Source organism: Streptomyces sp. CB01249 (assembly GCF_001905735.1).
Taxonomy (GTDB): domain Bacteria; phylum Actinomycetota; class Actinomycetes; order Streptomycetales; family Streptomycetaceae; genus Streptomyces.
This window is the reverse complement of sequence record NZ_LISW01000002.1, coordinates 644,307-660,760: the sequence shown is the minus strand read 5'-3', so window position 1 is coordinate 660,760 and position 16,454 is coordinate 644,307. Positions and strand designations below refer to the sequence as shown.

Genomic DNA, 16,454 nt, shown 5'->3' with positions numbered 1-16,454 from the left:
GGCTCATTCCGTACAGCGTCGGCAGGCCGGAAAACGTCACACCGACCGGTACGGACGCTCAGCGGGCCGCCGCGGAGGCCGCCGGCCGGGGGTCCTCGGAGGCGAAATCCGTCGCCCCCGGGTCCGGCGCGACGGCCGCCGTCGAGGGGCCGGGCGACTCGGTGAACCGGATGGCGGGGAGCGGCGCGGAGGCGTCGCCGCCCTGCTCGGCGTCGCCCGAGCCGCTGCCGTGCTTGCCGTCCTCGGCGTCGAGGAGCCGGTCGCAGAACCGGTCGAGGTTGCGGGCGCCCTTGGCCAGGGCTTCGAGGCGGGTGCGGCGGTCGGCGTCGAGCGTGCCGTCCCGGTAGTCGCGGCACGCCTGGAGGGTCTTGGCGTACCAGGAGCCGGAGGGGTCGTCGCCGGAGTGGCCGTTCCCCTTGCCGGTGTCCTCGTCGTCGTCGCCGTCGTCGTGGGAGGCGCCGTCGCCGGGGGCCGTGGCGCCGCCGGTGCGGCTGCCGCCCGTCCGGTCGGTGCCGGTGCCGTCGTCCTTGCCGCTCCGGTCGTCGTGGGACGCGCCGTCGCCGGGGCGCGCGGTGTCCTCGTCGTCGGCGTCGGGACGGTCGCCGGGGGGCGGGGCGTCCGGGGTGGGGGTGCCGGGCGGCGGGGGCGCGGAGGTCTCCTCGTCGGGGACCACGTCGGTGCCCAGTTCCTCGGGGGACTCGGCGGCCGAGACCGAGGTCGCCGGTGAGGGGGTGTGCCGTCCGAAGGGGCCGGGCAGCATCCCGGACCCGGCGGCCACGGCCACCCCTCCTATGGCACAGCAGGCCAGCGAGGCGACGAGTCCGAAGCGCAGGGGGCGGCTCCAGCGGAACGGGCGGTCGGTGCGCTTCGGACTCGTCGCCCGGCCTATGTGGACCGGGGCGAGCGTCGCCGTCTCGGCCTCGTCCTCGTGCGCGGCCGTGATCCCGGCGGTACGGGGGCTGCGGGGGGCGGCGCGGAAGGCGGCGAGCGCGGCGGCCTCGCCGGGGAGTTCACCGGTGGCGGGACGGGCGGTGCGGGCGACGGCGTCGAGGGCGGCGGCCAGGCGTTCGGCGTCCTGGCGGGGACGGCCTTCGGCAGGGTCGACCGGTTCGCCGCGGAGCAATTTCTCCGCCGCTTCCTTGTCAAGCCATGCGTACTGCTCGTCGGCCATCACATGTCCTTCTGCGTCCACAGACGCGAATGCGTCACACCGGCGGGAGCCACCAGGCCGGTGCGTGGGGGGCGTTGTACGGGTACGGCACCGAGCTCCCCGGTCCGTCCCGGCGCGTCCCCCGCATTCTTCCGGAAGGCCGCCGAGGACGCCTCGGGACCCTCCGGCTCCGCCCGGCGCCGCCGGGTGCCGTCCGCCTGACCGGGGAGCTTGGCCGGGCCGGGGCCGGGCTGTCCGCCCTCGCCGCCCGGGCGCTGGGCCGCGGTGCCCGCCGCGTCCGCCCCGAGCAGTTCGGCGAGCCGCTTCAGTCCGCGGTGGGCGGCGGTGCGGACCGCGCCGGGCCGCTTGCCTAGGGTCTCCGCTGCGCTCTTCGCGTCGAGGCCGACCACCACGCGGAGCACCACCGCCTCGGCCTGGTCCTGCGGCAGCTGGGCGATGAGCGACAGGGTGCGCCCGGTCGCCAGGGACTCGATCGCCTCGTCGGCCGTGTCGGAACCGGCCGGCTTGTCGGAGAGCTCCGTCTCGTCGCCGCCGATGGCGGGGCGCCTGCCGCGCATCCGGATGTGGTCCAGCGCCCGGTTGCGGGCTATGCGCGCGGCCCAGCCCCGGAAGCGGTCGGCGTCCCCGCTGAAACGGTCGAGGTCACGGGCTATCTGAAGCCATGACTCGGACGCCACGTCCTCGGCGTCCGGCTCCCCCACCAGTGTCCTTATGTAGCCAAGCAGCCGCGGCTGCACAGCGCGGTACACAGTACGGAAGGCGTCCTCGTCCCCGCGCTGTGCCGCGAGCACCGCGGCAGTAAGCCCCGCGTCGTCCCCCAGCACTACCTCAACCCTGCCCTGCTGTCCGAATCGCAGCTGGTCACCACTGCCGCGCCACCCTGCGCGACTCCGCACGCTACGTCCTTGGCGTGCACCGCGTCCATGACTTGTACAACCCGCAACATTCCATCGCCCCACCCCGGTGTGACAGAAAACGCACCCACGGCGCAGAGATGAGTACGGGGTCGCCCTGCGGCCCCGCGGAAGACGACCGGGGCCTCTCCTGTGGGGGGTGGCGGCCCCGGTCGTCCTCGTTCTTCCCGCCACGCGGCGGCTGTTCACGTACGAGGATGACTCCGTGACGACCACCGAAGGCGTTCCCGCCGTCCCCGTCCGCGTGTGCGCGGTCCTCGTCGAAGGCGGCGAGCTCTGCCTCATCCGGCGGGAGCGGCCCGCCGGGGCCCAGTACTCGCTGCCCGGCGGGCTGTTGCACGCGGACGAGCAGGTGCCCGCCGGGCTGGCCCGGGAGCTGCGCGAGGAGCTGGGCCTCGATGTCGCGGCGCTGCCCGAACCGCCCCGGCTGCTCCGGGTGCAGGACCAGGTCACGACGCGGCCCGGCCGCCCCGGCACGTTCCGCCGGCTCCATCTCATCCATCTGGTGACCGTGCCGCGCGAGATGCGCGCGGCCTTCCCGGCCGCCGAGCTGGACGCCGAGGACGGGACGCGGGTGGTCTGGGTGCCCCTCGCGGAGGCCGCCGGGCTGCACCTCTACCCGGCGGCCGGACCGGTGCTGCTGGAGGCGGCCGGGGCCGACGTGCTGCTGCCCCCGCTCACCGACCTGACGTACGCCTGGCGGTAGGGGCCGAGGGCTCAGGACCGCACCCGTCCCCGTCGGGCAGCCGCCGCGCGGAGTATCCGGCCGCCCTCCGTGGAGACGTCGCGGATCTGGCGCAGGCCCGCCGTGGCGGGGGCGTCCTCGTCCAGGGCGGCCAGCATCTCCAGGATCGCGGTCTGGCGGGCCGCCTCACCGGCCAGCAGCGGGCCCGCGCCCGAGGGGTCGCCCGCCCGGCAGCGGGCCACCGGGTCCGGGGTCGCGGGGGCGGTCATGTCGTGGCCGAGGTGGACCTCCAGGGCCAGCACCGAGCAGGCGTCCGCCCAGGCGCGCAACGCTTCGCCCGCCCGGTCGCCGGGGGCGGCGGCGAGCAGGTCCCGGACGCGGGCGGCCGGTTCGCCGGGGTGCGCGAGGGCGTCCAGGGCGGTGCGGGCCTCGGCGAGGCGGGCGGGCCAGAGGCGGGGCTCGGCGCAGGCCGCCCAGAGAGGGCGCAGCGGCTCGGGGCCGGTGGCGCCCGGGGCGGGCTGGGGCAGACAGCGTTCGAGGCAGGCGACCGCTGAGGCGGCGAGCCCGCGTTCGTCGGCGGCGGCGATCAGGTCGAGCAGGCTCATCGGCGTCTCCTGTCAGCCCTCCCGTGAGTGCCCCATGCCGGGACACAGGGGGGCGCAGCGCTTCCTGTTATCGCATTCAGCGCCGAATGGCCGAAAAGCGTCACTGCTGCTGGCCGATTACCGCCGCCGGGGCCCCGTCTCAGTGCGCCTGGAGCGGACGCGGCACCGCGGGGACCGGGCCGATCTCCACGCGCCGGGACTGCATCGCCGTCACCCTGCGGACGACCAGGATGGCCAGGACCGCCGCGCCGAGGTCCAGCGCGTCGGTGGCCGCGAGCATGTCGAGCCCGCGCACCATCTCGTCCCCGCTCTCCGCGTTGGCGTAATAGCGGGTGACACCACGGCTCACGAGCTGGTCCACGACCAGCGCCGCCCACCATGCGTTCAGCAGGCCGCGCGGCACGAAGGACCGGTGTCCGAGGCCGTCGAGCGGGGCACTGGCGGACCACACACCGCTCATCACCCGGTACGGCAGCCACAGGTTGCCGACGGGTACGAACCAGCCGCCGATCGCCCAGCCGGGCCGCAGCGAGTGGGCGGACGGGTCGAACACCTCCGCGTTGCGCCGGACCCGGTGCAGCCACACGAGGAAGACCACGGCCGTCGCCACGAAGGTGAGCATCTGGAGGACACCCGCGGTCCCGGTCATGTTGTCGGCGAGGGTCAGCTCGTGGTCGTCCACCGCCAGGAAACCGTCGTCCAGCCCGTCCGCGAGCAACATACGGGAGTGGATCTCGGCGGCGATCGACAGCACGTCCGCGACGGCCGCCGCGCCGAGCAGCACGCACACCGCCTTGGCCAGGCCGGCCGGTGAGCGCAGCTGGTCCGGCCCGAGCGGCTCCGGCGCCCAGCCGGGGCTGCCGGCCCAGGACTGGCCCCGGGCGGCATCCGCCGCAGTGGTGCACACGGCGCACCGCGCACCGGCCGAGCCGACCGGTCTCGTACCGCAGAGTGAACAGAGCATGGAAACGGAACCCCCCAGGATTCAGACGTCGACGCGAGAAGCGCGCGCGTCCCTCCCCGGACGAGCGCGGCCACCGGAACGTAATGCCCGGTGGCCGCATTGTCCATGGTCAGAGGCGTTTCCGGCGGCTCAGCCCGCGTCGATCTCCTTCGCCAGGGACTGGAACTTCGCGTAGCTCAGCTTCGGTTTGCCCGGGACCCACAGCTTCTGGGCCGTCGCCCGCAGCGGCATCCGGATGCCCGCGGCGACCTGCTCGGCGGTCTGGGCGTTCGGGAAGTCGCCCCAGACCGCGAACCGGCCGCCGAGGATCTGGTCCGAGTAGCGCGCCGGGACCGGGGTGGTGCCGCGCAGCACGAGCGGGGTCCACTGCTCGTAGATCCGCTTGCCGGTCGGGTAGACGAAGGCGTTGGGCTGGCCGAGCACGTAGTACATGAACTCGTCGTTGAGGTTGAGGACCTTGCGGCCCTCGCTCAGATACTCCTCCGGCGAGCGGGCCCCGTACTCCTTGCCCGTCCAGTACTCGACCTCGATGTCTTTGTCGGCGCGCACCTCGCTGTCGCGGAACTGGCCGTCGTTCCACGCCTTCGGCCGCATGCCGTGCTTGCGGACCACCTTCGCCCGGTCGTTGAGCCAGCCGGTGGCGAGGTCGGAGATACCGGCCCCGGAGCCGTACTTCGCGACCGCCGCGCGCTGGAGCTGCGGGTAGGAGGCGGCCGGGTTGCTCGCCATCAGCGCCCGGTACTCGTCGCCGCCCAGGTGCCAGTACGCACCGCCGAACAGCTCCGCGTACTCGCCGAGCAGCTCGTCGATCAGCTTGGCCGCGCCCGGCTTGGAGATGTCCAGCGACCCGGTCGAGGCGACGCCCGAGACGTTGTGCAGCTGGAGGTCGGGGTGGGCGCGCAGCACCGCGCCGAGGTGGCCCGGCGAGTCGATCTCCGGGACGACCTGGATGTGCAGCCGGCCGGCCAGGGCGACGATGTGCCGGACCTGCTTCTTCGTCAGGTGGTCCGGCGAGACCACCTCGGGGTGCGTGTCCGACTCGATGCGGAACGCCTGGTCGTCGGAGAAGTGCAGGCCGAGCTGGTTGAGCTTGAGGTCGGCCATCTCGTGCATCCGGTCCTCGATCCAGGACGCGGTGTAGTGCTTGCGGGCGATGTCGAGGTTGAGGCCGCGCTGCGGCTTGTCGGGCCGGTCGCGCACCTCGCCCTCGGGCATCGAGCCGTCGGCGCGCACGGACTGCTTGAGGGTGCGTGTCCCGTAGAAGACGCCCGCCTCGCCCGGCCCGCTGATCCGCACCCGCCCGTCGGCGGTGCGCAGGGTGTACGACTCGGACCCGCCGGACGCCTTCGGGGTGAGGGCCAGCTCGACGTCACCGGCGCGGGCGGCCGCCTCGCCCCGGTAGTGGATCTTCAGCTCGCCGGCCAGCAGCTTGCCCTCGTCGGCGAGCTTGCCGCTGCCCTTCGCGAGGACGACCCCGCTGTCCTTGCCGGGCTTCCAGCCGGGCCCGTGGGCGGGGGTGTGCTCGCGTACGGCGGGGATGGTGCGGGGCGTTTTGGAGAGCGGGTAGCTCCGGGTCGGCGACGGCGTGGGGGAAGGCGACGACGCCGCACGGGACGTCTCGGGGCCGTTGCCGTGCTCGGTTCCGGAGCCGCCGCAGCCGACGAGCACGACGCTCGCCGCGGCCGCCGCCGTCACGGCCAGGAGGGCGCCGCGTGAGGATGCCATCAGTCAGAAACCTCCGGTTCGGAGAAACGTGGGGGGAGAAAAGTCAGAGGCGGGTCGGGGGAAAGTCAGGGGCGGGTCGGAGTAAAGGGAGCAGAACCGCAAGGAAAAGGGGCAGATGAAGGGAGGTAACCGGGCATTCTCCTCACACATCCGCTCGCCAGGCATCGCGAAACTCTCCCGTCCGGGTGAAATTCGCGCATCCTTCGCCCACCCTTATCTCCTCCTCGCTAGCGTTGAGTCTCCTCACAACCGAGTCCCCCTTCATCTCTCCATTCGGGAGCTCCCGCTGTCCAGGTCCAGCGAGTCCCACGCCGGCCTTCCCGAGCAGCCGCCCCGGCCCGCCCGGCGCACCGCCGTGCCCGTACAGAGCCGCAGCGGCGCCCCCGCCCGGTCCGCCCCGCACGCCTGGGGCCTGCCCCGGTTCAACGGCGCGCCCGCCCCCGAGGCGGAGGCGGCCCTCCTGGAGTGCTTCGGCAGCGCGGCCTGGGCGCGCCGGCTCGCCGACCACCGCCCCTACCCGGACACGGACGCGCTGCTCGCCGCGGCCGACGAGGCGGCCTACGACCTGACCCCCGCCGATCATGCCGAGGCGCTGGCGGCCGAGGAGTCACCGGGGCTGCGGCCGGACGCGCCCCGCTCCGCCCATCTCGCACTGTCCGCCGCCCACGCCGAGTACGAACGCAGGTTCGGCCACGCCTTCGTGATCTGCCTGGACGGCTACCCGCCCGCCGAGCACCCGGACCAGGTCCTGGCCGGCATCCGGGCCCGGCTGGGGCACGAGGAGGACCGGGAGCGGGCGGTCGCGGCGGACGAGATGCGGCGACTCGCCCGGGGCCGTCTGGCCGCGTTGGTATCGAGTCGATAACGGGTTGCGGGCGGGCCGGGCGGGCCGGATTCCCCCGCACGGAGGGGCCGAGCAGGGTCGCGGAGGGCTGTCCATAGCCCGTCCGTGCCTGTTTCGTTGCCACTTTGATCACACCGGAGGGCCCCGCGCGATCGAACCGACAAACCGTCGCTACGATGGCCGGGGCCGGTGGACCGTACCCGGCCGGGTCAGACCGACAGTCAAGCCGGCCGACCCCAATCCCCGCTCCCGGAGGGTTCTTCCGTGCCGGCTGGAACGCTGTACCGCGGCCGGGAAGGCATGTGGTCCTGGGTGGCTCATCGAGTCACCGGTGTCCTCATTTTCTTCTTCCTGTTCGTTCATGTCCTGGACACCGCCCTCGTCCGCGTCTCCCCCGAGGCCTACGACGACGTCGTGTCCACGTACAAGACGCCGATCGTCGCGCTGCTCGAATACGGCCTGGTGGCCGCGATTCTCTTCCACGCGCTGAACGGTCTGCGCATCGTCGCCGTGGACTTCTGGGCCAAGGGCCCGCGCGTTCAGAAGCAGATGCTCTGGGTCGTGCTGGGCATCTGGATCGTGCTGATGCTGGGTGCCCTGTACCCCGTGCTCGGCCACGCCGTACGCGAACTCTTCGGGAGCTGAGGCCCATGTCCACCGAGACTTCCGCGATCGGCGCCGTCGAAGGCGTCTCCCTGTACGACGTCGACAACCCGGCCCCCGTCATCGAGCCGCCGCGCAAGCGGACCGGCAAGACCCCCAAGGGCTCGCGCACCAACTTCGAGATGTACGCCTGGCTCTTCATGCGCCTGTCGGGCATCGTGCTGGTCGTCCTGGTCCTCGGCCACCTGCTGATCCAGCTGGTGCTGGACGGCGGCGTGTCCAAGATCGGCTTCGCCTTCGTGGCGGGCCGCTGGGCCTCGCCGTTCTGGCAGGTCTGGGACCTGGCGATGCTGTGGCTCGCCATGCTGCACGGCGCCAACGGTCTGCGTACGGTCATCAACGACTACGCCGAACGGGACAACACCCGCTTCTGGCTGAAGATGCTGCTGTACACCGCCACGGTGTTCACCGTCCTGCTGGGCACGCTGGTGATCTTCACCTTCGACCCGAACATCCGCTAGGCGCCGGGCCCGAAGGACCAGAGGTAAACCATGCAGATCCACACGTACGACACCGTCATCGTCGGCGCCGGCGGCGCCGGCATGCGCGCGGCCATCGAGTCGACCAAGCGCAGCCGCACCGCCGTGCTGACCAAGCTCTACCCCACCCGCTCCCACACGGGCGCCGCGCAGGGCGGCATGGCCGCCGCGCTGGCCAACGTGGAGGAGGACAACTGGGAGTGGCACACCTTCGACACGATCAAGGGCGGTGACTACCTGGTCGACCAGGACGCCGCCGAGATCCTGGCGAAGGAGGCCATCGACGCCGTTCTCGACCTGGAGAAGATGGGCCTGCCGTTCGGCCGCACGCCCCAGGGCAAGATCGACCAGCGCCGCTTCGGCGGTCACTCCCGCAACCACGGCGAGGCCCCGGTCCGCCGCGCCTGCTACTCGGGCGACCGCACCGGCCACATGATCCTCCAGACGCTCTACCAGAACTGCGTCAAGGAGGGCGTGGAGTTCTTCAACGAGTTCTACGTCCTGGACCAGCTGGTGGTCGAGGAGGACGGCGTCAAGAAGTCCGCCGGCGTCGTCGCCTACGAGCTGGCCACCGGCGAGATCCACGTCTTCCGCGCGAAGGCGGTCATCTACGCCTCCGGCGGCACCGGCAAGTTCTTCAAGGTGACGTCGAACGCGCACACCCTGACCGGTGACGGCCAGGCCGCCTGCTACCGCCGGGGTCTGCCGCTGGAGGACATGGAGTTCTTCCAGTTCCACCCGACCGGCATCTGGCGCATGGGCATCCTGCTGACGGAGGGCGCCCGCGGTGAGGGCGGCATCCTCCGCAACAAGGACGGCGAGCGCTTCATGGAGAAGTACGCGCCCGTCATGAAGGACCTCGCGTCCCGTGACGTCGTGTCCCGCTCCATCTACACGGAGATCCGCGAGGGCCGCGGCTGCGGTCCCGAGGGCGACCACGTCTACCTCGACCTGACGCACCTCCCGCCGGAGCAGCTGGACGCCAAGCTCCCGGACATCACCGAGTTCGCGCGTACGTACCTCGGCATCGAGCCCTACACGGACCCGATCCCGATCCAGCCGACCGCGCACTACGCCATGGGCGGCATCCCGACCAACGTCGAGGGCGAGGTGCTGGCCGACAACACCACCGTCGTCCCGGGCCTGTACGCCGCCGGCGAGGTCGCCTGTGTGTCGGTGCACGGCGCCAACCGCCTCGGCACCAACTCGCTGCTCGACATCAACGTCTTCGGACGCCGCGCGGGCATCGCCGCCGCCGAGTACTCCGCGAAGAGCGAACTCCCCGAGCTCCCCGAGGACCCGGCGCAGCAGGTCATCGACCAGGTCGAGCGGCTGCGCAACTCCACGGGCACCGAGCGGGTCGCGACGATCCGCCAGGAGCTCCAGGAGTGCATGGACGCCAACGTGATGGTGTTCCGCACCGAGCAGACGATCAAGACCGCGGTCGACAAGATCGCGGAGCTGCGCAAGCGCTACCTGGACGTCTCCGTCCAGGACAAGGGCAAGCGGTTCAACACCGACCTGCTGGAGGCCATCGAGCTGGGCAACCTGCTCGACCTGGCCGAGGTCATGGCGACGTCGGCGCTGGCGCGCAAGGAGTCCCGCGGCGGTCACTACCGCGAGGACTACCCGAACCGCGACGACGTCAACTTCATGCGCCACACCATGGCGTACCGCGAGGTCGCCGAGGACGGCACCGAGTCGATCCGGCTGGACTACAAGCCGGTCGTCACGACCCGCTACCAGCCGATGGAGCGTAAGTACTGATGGCTACACCCACCCTGGACAAGGCCGACAAGGCTCCCGAGCCCGAGGCCGGCTTCGCCGACTCGCCGTACATCACGGCCACGTTCCGCATCCGGCGGTTCAACCCGGAGGTCTCCGACGAGGCCCAGTGGCAGGACTTCCAGATCGAGATCGACCCGAAGGAGCGTGTCCTCGACGCCCTTCACAAGATCAAGTGGGACCAGGACGGGACGCTCACGTTCCGCCGGTCCTGCGCGCACGGCATCTGCGGTTCGGACGCCATGCGGATCAACGGCAAGAACAGGCTCGCCTGCAAGACGCTGATCAAGGACCTGAGTCCGGAGAAGCCGATCACGATCGAGGCCATCAAGGGCCTCACGGTCCTCAAGGACCTCGTGGTCGACATGGACCCGTTCTTCCAGGCGTACCGCGACGTCATGCCCTTCCTCATCACCAAGGGGAACGAGCCGACCCGCGAGCGTCTGCAGTCCCCCGAGGACCGCGAGCGCTTCGACGACACCACCAAGTGCATCCTGTGCGCCGCGTGCACGTCCTCGTGCCCGGTGTTCTGGAACGACGGCCAGTACTTCGGCCCGGCGGCGATCGTCAACGCGCACCGCTTCATCTTCGACTCGCGCGACGAGGGCGGCGAGCAGCGCCTGGAGATCCTCAACGACCGTGACGGTGTGTGGCGTTGCCGCACCACCTTCAACTGCACGGACGCCTGCCCGCGTGGCATCGAGGTCACCAAGGCGATCCAGGAGGTCAAGCGCGCGCTGATCACGCGTCGCTTCTGATCCCCCCGCGCAGCTGAAGAGGCCCGGTCCCCCTCGGGGGTCCGGGCCTCTTGCTGCGTCCCGGCGGCCCGGACGGTACGGTCGTGCGGAACCGGTGGTCGGTTCACCCACCGCCGCCACGGGGTTGCGCGGGGAGAGCGAGAGCGGGGAACGTTGAGCGATCCGAATCCGTACGCGGACGACTCATCCAAGTGGGGGCCCTCCCAGCCGCCCGGAACACCTCCCGGGCCTCCGCCCGGCGTCCCGAACGGCCAGGGCTACGGCTACCCGTCGGCCGGCAATCCGGTCTACGGCTACCCGCAGCCGCTCTCCGGCCCGCCGTCGCAGCCGCCGGGCTACGGGTATCCGTCGCAGCAGGCCCCGGGATACGGGTATCCGGGCGCGGCTCCGACGGGCGGCGGGGCGCCGGTGCTGTCCATCGGGGACATCACGGTGATGAGCGATTCGATCGTGACGCCGTCCGGGACGATGCCCCTGCGGGGCGCGGTGTGGACGGCGACGGACATGTCGCGGACCGAGGAGAAGATCCCGCCGGTCGCGATCGTGCTGGCGATCATCTTCGCCCTGTTCTGCCTGATCGGCCTGTTGTTCCTGCTGATGAAGCAGAAGCGGACGACCGGCTTCGTCCAGGTGACGGTGACCAGTGCGGGCCGCCACCACTCCACGATGATCCCGGCCTACGCGCCGGAGACCTTCCCGATGGTGATGTCCCAGGTCAACACCGCCCGCTCGATGAGCGTCTGAGGGCGGACACCCGATGGCCGTCCTGCGGCACTCCGTCACCGTCCTGGCCGTGGAGCGCGCCCTCGTCGCCGAACTCGCCCCGCTCCTCTGGGACCTGGCCGAGTCGACCCGGGCCGAGGGCACGACTGTCGTCACGCCGGACGGCCAACCCGTCGATGACCTACGGCTGCTGAAGGGGCGTCACCTCCGGGCCGGGGCGCTGTACGAGATCGGCCGGGCGGACGACGGCGAGCGGATGGCGGTACGCATACGGGAGTGGCGGCGCACCTCCGCGGTCGAGGTGGAGCAGCGGCTGAGCGCCCCGGACCTGAACGCCAAGGTGTCCCTGCGGCTGACCGCGCCCGACCGGCCCCGGCTCGTCGAGGGGCGGGGCCGGATGTGGGGACCGGACGGCTCGGGTGTGCTGCGGCGCGGGTCGGGGCGGGCGCGGGCCGACCTGGCCGCGTGGTGGGACGCGGCGGCGCTGCCGCCCGGTGCGCCGCCCGCCGCGCGCGCCCCGGTGACCGTGCGGCTGAAGCACCTGCTGGGTGAGGCGCGGCTGCAGCTGCGGCCCCGGCGCGCGGAGGACGGGCGCTGGGCGGTCGAGGCGGTGGCCACGGTGCGCGGGCGGTGGCTGCTGCGCCCGGTCGCCGCGGTGGCGCTGCTGCTGGCCGGGGGGCCGTTGCGGCGGGGCTTCCGGGACGCGGTGGAGCAGGCGGCGGAGAGGTGGAACGAGGCGGTGGCCCGGCTGCTGGAACTCGGGCCGGACGGGGTGCGGGAGGAGCTGGGCCGCACGGCGGAGGACTGAGTCAGTCCCAGGCCGCCCCGCCCCGGTCCTCCGCGACGACCATGATGCGCCGCAGCATGTCGTTGAGCAGTGCCCGCTCGTCCGCGTCCAGGACGCCGAGCAGCCGCTCCTCCTCGTGCCCGAGGAAGGCCATCGCGCCGAGCCAGGTCGAGCGGCCCTCGTCCGTCAGCACCACGTCGACGCGGCGCCGGTCCGTGGTGGACGGGGTGCGCCGGACGAAGCCGCGGCGCTCGACCGCGTCCAGCCGGCCGGTGACGGACGCTGGGGCGAGGTCGAGGTCGGCGGCCAGTTCGGACGGGGCCGCCGTGCCGCCGCGACCGGCCAGCTTGTGCAGGGTGTCGAACTCCTGCCGGTCCAGGTCGAAGTCGATGAGGGACTGCTCGCGCACCCGGCGCAGATGGACGGAGAGCTTCTTCATCCGGGTCACCGCGCCCTCGACATCCGCGTCGAGCTCGGGAAGCACGGGTCTCCAGCGCTCCACGTGGCCGTCGGTCCAGTCGCGTTGCTCCATGACGCTCAGCCTACGCGGACGCCTCCGGCGGCCGGGGTCCTCCGGCGGCCGGGCACCTTCGACGGGCGGGGTCCTCCGGCAGACCAGATCCTTCGGAACCGTAATTCTCGTTGACGGATACTTCGGTACCGAAATAGATTGCCGCCCATGGTCAATCCCGCGCCGCCCACGGCGCATCCCTTAAGGACACGCTCGTTCCGGCTGCTCTTCATCGGACGCTCGCTCTCGATGCTGGGCGACTCCGCGATCCCCGCCGCGCTCACCCTCGCCGTCTATCTGGCCACCGGCTCGACCGGCGCTCTCGCCCTGGTACTGGGGTGCGCGATGGTGCCCAAGCTGCTGCTGCTCCCGCTGGGCGGGGTCGTCGGCGACCGCTTCAACGCCCGCACGGTGGCCCTGACCACCGACCTCGTGCGGTGCGCGACCCAGCTCTTCGTCGGCGCCGAACTCCTCTCCGGCACCCCGGCCCTCTGGCAGATCGCCCTCGCCGAGGCGGTCGGCGGCGCGGCCGGGGCCTTCGCGATGCCGACCTCGTCGCCGCTGGTCCGGGGCACCGTGGACGAGTCGGGGCTGCTGCGCGCCAACTCGCTGATGGCGGTGGCCTCCGGGACCGCGCGGATCGGCGGGCCCGCCGTCGCGGGGGCCTTGATCCTCACCGCCGGACCGGGCTGGGCCTTCGTGCTGGACGGCGCCAGCTTCGCGGTGAGCGCCGCCCTGCTGTACGCGATCCGGGTCCGCCATGTCCCCATCCCCCGCCGCTCGCTGCTCGGCGACCTCAAGGGTGGCTGGACCGAGGTCCGCAGCCGCGACTGGTACTGGACGAGCCTGATCGCGCACGCCGTCTGGAACGGGGCGGCGGCCGTGCTGACCACGCTCGGCCCGGCCCTCTTCCTGCACGGCCCGGGCGGCAAGGGGAGCTGGGTCGTCCTGCTCCAGACCGGTGCGGTGGGCCTGCTCGTCGGCTCGCTGGTGGCCGGCCGCGTCCGGCCACGCCGGGCGGTCCTGGCCGCCAATCTCGCCGGTGCGCTGTACGTGCTGCCGCTCTGCCTGCTGGCCGCGCACGCCCCGGTGGCCGTCTCGCTCACCGCGTACGGGATCGCCATGGCCGGTCTCGGCTTCCTCAACCCGGTCTGGGAGACCGCCGTCCAGTCCGCGGTGCCCCCGCAGGCCCTGGCCCGCGTGACCTCGTACGACTGGCTGCTCTCGCTGGCCGCGATGCCGCTCGGCTACACCCTCGCCCCGCTCGCCGCCTCCGCCTGGAACACGGAGGCCCCGCTCGCCGCGGCCGGGCTGCTGGCCGGTGCCGCCTGCGCGGCCACCGTGCTGGTGCCGGGCGTACGGCGTTTCGGGGCGCCCGCCGCCGGTGGCGTCGCCCGGGAGGCCGGGGCGCCCGCGGGGACGACGCCCGCGGCGGGGTAGCGGGCGCGGCCCGGATACGCTCGGGGCCGTGGTGAAGGAAGAGAAGGACGTAAAGGCCGGCAAGGCCCCCCGGAGCGAGCAGACCCGTGCACTGATCCTCGAAACCGCGCTCCGGCTCTTCCAGGAGAGAGGCTACGACCGGACGACGATGCGGGCCATCGCCCAGGAGGCGGGCGTCTCCGTGGGGAACGCCTACTACTACTTCTCGTCCAAGGAGCACCTGGTCCAGGGCTTCTACGACCGGCTGGCCGCCGAGCACGCGGAGGCGGTGCGGCCGGTCCTGGACGGCGAGAAGGATCTCGCGGCGCGGCTGCGCGGGGTGCTGCTGGCCTGGCTGGACGTGGCGGAGCCGTACCGCCCCTTCGCCACGCAGTTCTTCAAGAACGCGGCCGATCCGGAGAGCCCGCTCAGCCCGTTCTCGCCGGAGTCGGTCACCGCGCGCGAGGCGGTCATCGCCATCCACGAACGCTGCCTGACCGGCTCCACCACCCGGACGGACCCGGAACTGACCCCGCTGCTGCCGCAGTTGATGTGGCTCGCGCATATGGGCCTGGTGCTGTTCTGGGTGTACGACCGGACGGACGGCGCCGCCCGCAGCCGCCGCCTGGTCACGCGTACGGTCCCGATCGCGGCCCGCGCCCTGGCCCTGTCCCGGTTCCGGGTGGTGCGGCCGCTGGTGCGCCAAGTGGCCGAGGTGCTGGAGGAGTTCCTGCCGGAAACGACGGCGCGGGCGGCCGGACCGGTGAAGTCCTAGCCACCCGCGACGATCTGAGCCGGAATCAGATCCAGCCGAGCTCCCACAGGCGCCACACGCCCGTGCCGTCGGAGAGGTACTGCGAGCCGGCGACGTCCGCCTTGGCGATGACGTAGTCCTTCTTCTGCCACAGCGGCACCAGCGGCACGTCCTCGCCGACCAGCTTCTGGAGCTCCTTGAAGTCGTTCGAGGCCCGGCTGCGGTCGCTGTACTGCAGCGTGGCGCTGATCAGCTCGTCCATCTTCTTGCTGGTGTAGCCGTTGTGGAGGCTGCTGTCGCGGCCGACGAGCGGCTGGCTGAAGGTGTCGGGGTCCGGGTAGTCCGGGAGCCAGCCGACGGTGTACATGTCGTACTCGCCCTTCGCGTAGCCCTTCTGGAAGCGGGTCCACTCGACGGCCTTGATGGTGACCTTGAAGAGCCCGGTGGCGTTCAGCTGACGCTGGATCTCCTTGGTCTCGTCGGTGTACTGGTCGCCCTCGCGGTAGGCGAAGGTGACGGCCAGCGGCGTCTGGACGCCGGCCTCCTCCATGAGCGCCTTCGCGCGCTTGGCGTCCGGCGAGGGGTAGGCGTCGAAGAACGGGGTGCTGTGCCCGATGGTGCCCTGCGGGATCAGCGAGTAGAGCGGTTCGACGGTGCCCTTGTAGACCTTGCTCACCAGCGGGCCGCGGTCGATGACCGCCGCGATGGCCTGGCGGACCTTGCGGTCGGCGAGCGGGGCGCCCTTGCGGACGTTGAAGACGAGGTTGCGGATCTCGGCGCTGTCCGCCTCGGTGACGCGCTGGTCGCTGTCGCCCGGGTTCAGCGAGGCGAGCGTGGACGGCGGCAGCTGGCGGTGCGTGACGTCGACCTGGCCGGACTTCCAGGCCGAGAGGAGGTCTTCGGACTCCTTGTAGTACCGCACGGTGATCGGGCCGCCGGTCTTGGTGACCGCGCCCTTGTACCGCGAGTTCGGCACGAGTTCGGCCTTCACACCGGCTTCGTAGGACTTCAGGACGTACGGCCCCGAGCCCGTCACCTGGCCGTCGTTGCGCAGCTTGTGCTCCGCGTAGGCGTCCTTCTCCACGATGGAGCCGGCGCCCGTGGCGATCTTCTGCGGGAAGGTCGCGTCACGCGAGGAGAGGTTGAAGGTGATGAGCCGGCCCTCGGTGACCACGTTCTTCAGGCTGGGGAAGAGGACCGACGGACCGACGTCCGTCTTGATCTCCAGCATCCGGTCGAACGAGTACTTGACGTCCTCGGGGGTGACCTTGTCGCCGTTGGAGAACGTCAGGTCGTCGCGGAGCTTGCACTGGTACGTCTGCAGCTTGGCGCCGATGAACTGGCAGTTCTCGGCCGCGTCCGGCTCGGGGACGATGCCCCCGGACTTGAACGTCATCAGGGACTGGTAGACGTTGCTGTACATCGCCCAGGAACCGGCGTCATAGGCGCCCGCCGGGTCGAGCGAGGTCACCGCGTCGGTCGTGCCGACGACGACCGGATCGGAGTTCCCCTCGTCCGAGGGAAGCAGTTGCCAGGCGACCACGCCTGCGATGACCAATACCGCGAAAATCGCGAGAATCCGTAGCCGGATCGACCGCATTGACGTGCTCTCCCTTAACTGCCCCACCTCGGTGTCGCGCTCAGATACGCAGATCACCGCACGTTCG

Annotated in this window: 17 protein-coding genes; 10 read left to right on the top strand and 7 right to left on the bottom strand. The window is 71.9% G+C overall.

The genetic code is table 11. From position 1 onward, the window contains the following. Positions 1-58 precede the first annotated feature (58 nt). A complete protein-coding gene (locus AMK18_RS11510) occupies positions 59-1,171 on the bottom strand; it encodes a hypothetical protein (protein WP_073862711.1) in 1,113 nt (370 codons plus the stop codon). After that, positions 1,171-1,995, bottom strand: coding sequence for an RNA polymerase sigma factor (locus tag AMK18_RS11505; protein ID WP_026171263.1), 825 nt, complete (start codon positions 1,993-1,995; stop codon positions 1,171-1,173). Before AMK18_RS11505 ends, AMK18_RS11510 begins: the two co-directional genes overlap by 1 nt. 295 nt (positions 1,996-2,290) lie before the next feature. On the opposite strand from AMK18_RS11505, the gene AMK18_RS11500 reads away from it, so the two are divergent. Continuing rightward, complete coding sequence (locus AMK18_RS11500; RefSeq protein WP_241836542.1) at positions 2,291-2,791, top strand: NUDIX domain-containing protein; 501 nt, start codon at positions 2,291-2,293, stop codon at positions 2,789-2,791. Positions 2,792-2,802: 11 nt separating this feature from the next. Here AMK18_RS11500 and AMK18_RS11495 read toward each other — a convergent pair whose 3' ends face one another. From AMK18_RS11495 to AMK18_RS11485, 3 genes are all read right to left on the bottom strand, one after another. Beyond that, positions 2,803-3,375 (bottom strand): hypothetical protein, encoded by a 573-nt coding sequence (locus tag AMK18_RS11495; protein ID WP_073862709.1) that lies wholly within the window; start codon positions 3,373-3,375, stop codon positions 2,803-2,805. A gap of 139 nt (positions 3,376-3,514) precedes the next feature. After that, positions 3,515-4,282, bottom strand: a complete 768-nt coding sequence (locus AMK18_RS11490) for a DUF4328 domain-containing protein (RefSeq protein WP_241836541.1) — start codon at positions 4,280-4,282, stop codon at positions 3,515-3,517. 186 nt (positions 4,283-4,468) lie between these two features. Then, complete coding sequence (locus AMK18_RS11485) at positions 4,469-6,064, bottom strand: beta-N-acetylhexosaminidase (RefSeq protein ID WP_073862708.1); 1,596 nt, start codon at positions 6,062-6,064, stop codon at positions 4,469-4,471. 355 nt (positions 6,065-6,419) lie between these two features. Here AMK18_RS11485 and AMK18_RS11480 point away from each other — a divergent pair, with 355 nt between their 5' ends. From AMK18_RS11480 to AMK18_RS11450, 7 genes are all read left to right on the top strand, one after another. Continuing rightward, the gene (locus AMK18_RS11480) at positions 6,420-6,929 is read left to right on the top strand and encodes a 2-oxo-4-hydroxy-4-carboxy-5-ureidoimidazoline decarboxylase (protein WP_018101092.1); all 510 of its coding nucleotides are present in this window, start codon (positions 6,420-6,422) and stop codon (positions 6,927-6,929) included. 243 nt (positions 6,930-7,172) lie between these two features. Next, a complete protein-coding gene (sdhC, locus tag AMK18_RS11475; protein ID WP_026171265.1) occupies positions 7,173-7,553 on the top strand; it encodes a succinate dehydrogenase, cytochrome b556 subunit in 381 nt (126 codons plus the stop codon). Positions 7,554-7,558: 5 nt separating this feature from the next. Then, a complete protein-coding gene (locus tag AMK18_RS11470; protein ID WP_018101094.1) occupies positions 7,559-8,032 on the top strand; it encodes a succinate dehydrogenase hydrophobic membrane anchor subunit in 474 nt (157 codons plus the stop codon). Between the two features lie 30 nt (positions 8,033-8,062). Continuing rightward, positions 8,063-9,817: a succinate dehydrogenase flavoprotein subunit gene (gene sdhA, locus AMK18_RS11465; protein ID WP_073862707.1), complete on the top strand. Its 1,755-nt coding sequence runs from the start codon at positions 8,063-8,065 to the stop codon at positions 9,815-9,817. Continuing rightward, positions 9,817-10,593 (top strand): succinate dehydrogenase iron-sulfur subunit, encoded by a 777-nt coding sequence (locus tag AMK18_RS11460; RefSeq protein ID WP_018101096.1) that lies wholly within the window; start codon positions 9,817-9,819, stop codon positions 10,591-10,593. The genes sdhA and AMK18_RS11460 overlap by 1 nt, the downstream gene beginning before the upstream one ends. Positions 10,594-10,746: 153 nt before the next feature. Then, positions 10,747-11,337, top strand: a complete 591-nt coding sequence (locus AMK18_RS11455) for a hypothetical protein (protein WP_073862706.1) — start codon at positions 10,747-10,749, stop codon at positions 11,335-11,337. Positions 11,338-11,350: 13 nt separating this feature from the next. After that, positions 11,351-12,124: a hypothetical protein gene (locus AMK18_RS11450; protein ID WP_073862705.1), complete on the top strand. Its 774-nt coding sequence runs from the start codon at positions 11,351-11,353 to the stop codon at positions 12,122-12,124. A gap of 1 nt (position 12,125) precedes the next feature. Here AMK18_RS11450 and AMK18_RS11445 read toward each other — a convergent pair whose 3' ends face one another. Continuing rightward, positions 12,126-12,635, bottom strand: coding sequence for a MarR family winged helix-turn-helix transcriptional regulator (locus AMK18_RS11445; RefSeq protein WP_073862704.1), 510 nt, complete (start codon positions 12,633-12,635; stop codon positions 12,126-12,128). A gap of 147 nt (positions 12,636-12,782) precedes the next feature. Here AMK18_RS11445 and AMK18_RS11440 point away from each other — a divergent pair, with 147 nt between their 5' ends. Then, positions 12,783-14,054, top strand: coding sequence for an MFS transporter (locus AMK18_RS11440; RefSeq protein ID WP_073862703.1), 1,272 nt, complete (start codon positions 12,783-12,785; stop codon positions 14,052-14,054). Positions 14,055-14,082: 28 nt separating this feature from the next. Beyond that, positions 14,083-14,808: a TetR/AcrR family transcriptional regulator gene (locus AMK18_RS11435; protein ID WP_073862702.1), complete on the top strand. Its 726-nt coding sequence runs from the start codon at positions 14,083-14,085 to the stop codon at positions 14,806-14,808. 25 nt (positions 14,809-14,833) lie between these two features. Here the strand turns inward: AMK18_RS11435 and AMK18_RS11430 are convergent, their stop codons facing one another. Further along, the gene (locus tag AMK18_RS11430; protein ID WP_026171266.1) at positions 14,834-16,387 is read right to left on the bottom strand and encodes an ABC transporter substrate-binding protein; all 1,554 of its coding nucleotides are present in this window, start codon (positions 16,385-16,387) and stop codon (positions 14,834-14,836) included. Positions 16,388-16,454 lie beyond the last annotated feature (67 nt).

What these genes read in the sequence shown, in the direction of transcription:
- AMK18_RS11445 (WP_073862704.1), bottom strand. Translation starts at nt 12,635, where the DNA reads ATGGAGCAACGCGACTGGACCGACGGCCACGTGGAGCGCTGGAGACCC.
- AMK18_RS11470 (WP_018101094.1), top strand. Translation starts at nt 7,559, where the DNA reads ATGTCCACCGAGACTTCCGCGATCGGCGCCGTCGAAGGCGTCTCCCTG.
- AMK18_RS11440 (WP_073862703.1), top strand. Translation starts at nt 12,783, where the DNA reads ATGGTCAATCCCGCGCCGCCCACGGCGCATCCCTTAAGGACACGCTCG.
- AMK18_RS11495 (WP_073862709.1), bottom strand. Translation starts at nt 3,375, where the DNA reads ATGAGCCTGCTCGACCTGATCGCCGCCGCCGACGAACGCGGGCTCGCC.
- AMK18_RS11460 (WP_018101096.1), top strand. Translation starts at nt 9,817, where the DNA reads ATGGCTACACCCACCCTGGACAAGGCCGACAAGGCTCCCGAGCCCGAG.
- AMK18_RS11485 (WP_073862708.1), bottom strand. Translation starts at nt 6,064, where the DNA reads ATGGCATCCTCACGCGGCGCCCTCCTGGCCGTGACGGCGGCGGCCGCG.
- sdhA (WP_073862707.1), top strand. Translation starts at nt 8,063, where the DNA reads ATGCAGATCCACACGTACGACACCGTCATCGTCGGCGCCGGCGGCGCC.
- AMK18_RS11430 (WP_026171266.1), bottom strand. Translation starts at nt 16,387, where the DNA reads ATGCGGTCGATCCGGCTACGGATTCTCGCGATTTTCGCGGTATTGGTC.
- AMK18_RS11510 (WP_073862711.1), bottom strand. Translation starts at nt 1,171, where the DNA reads ATGGCCGACGAGCAGTACGCATGGCTTGACAAGGAAGCGGCGGAGAAA.
- AMK18_RS11450 (WP_073862705.1), top strand. Translation starts at nt 11,351, where the DNA reads ATGGCCGTCCTGCGGCACTCCGTCACCGTCCTGGCCGTGGAGCGCGCC.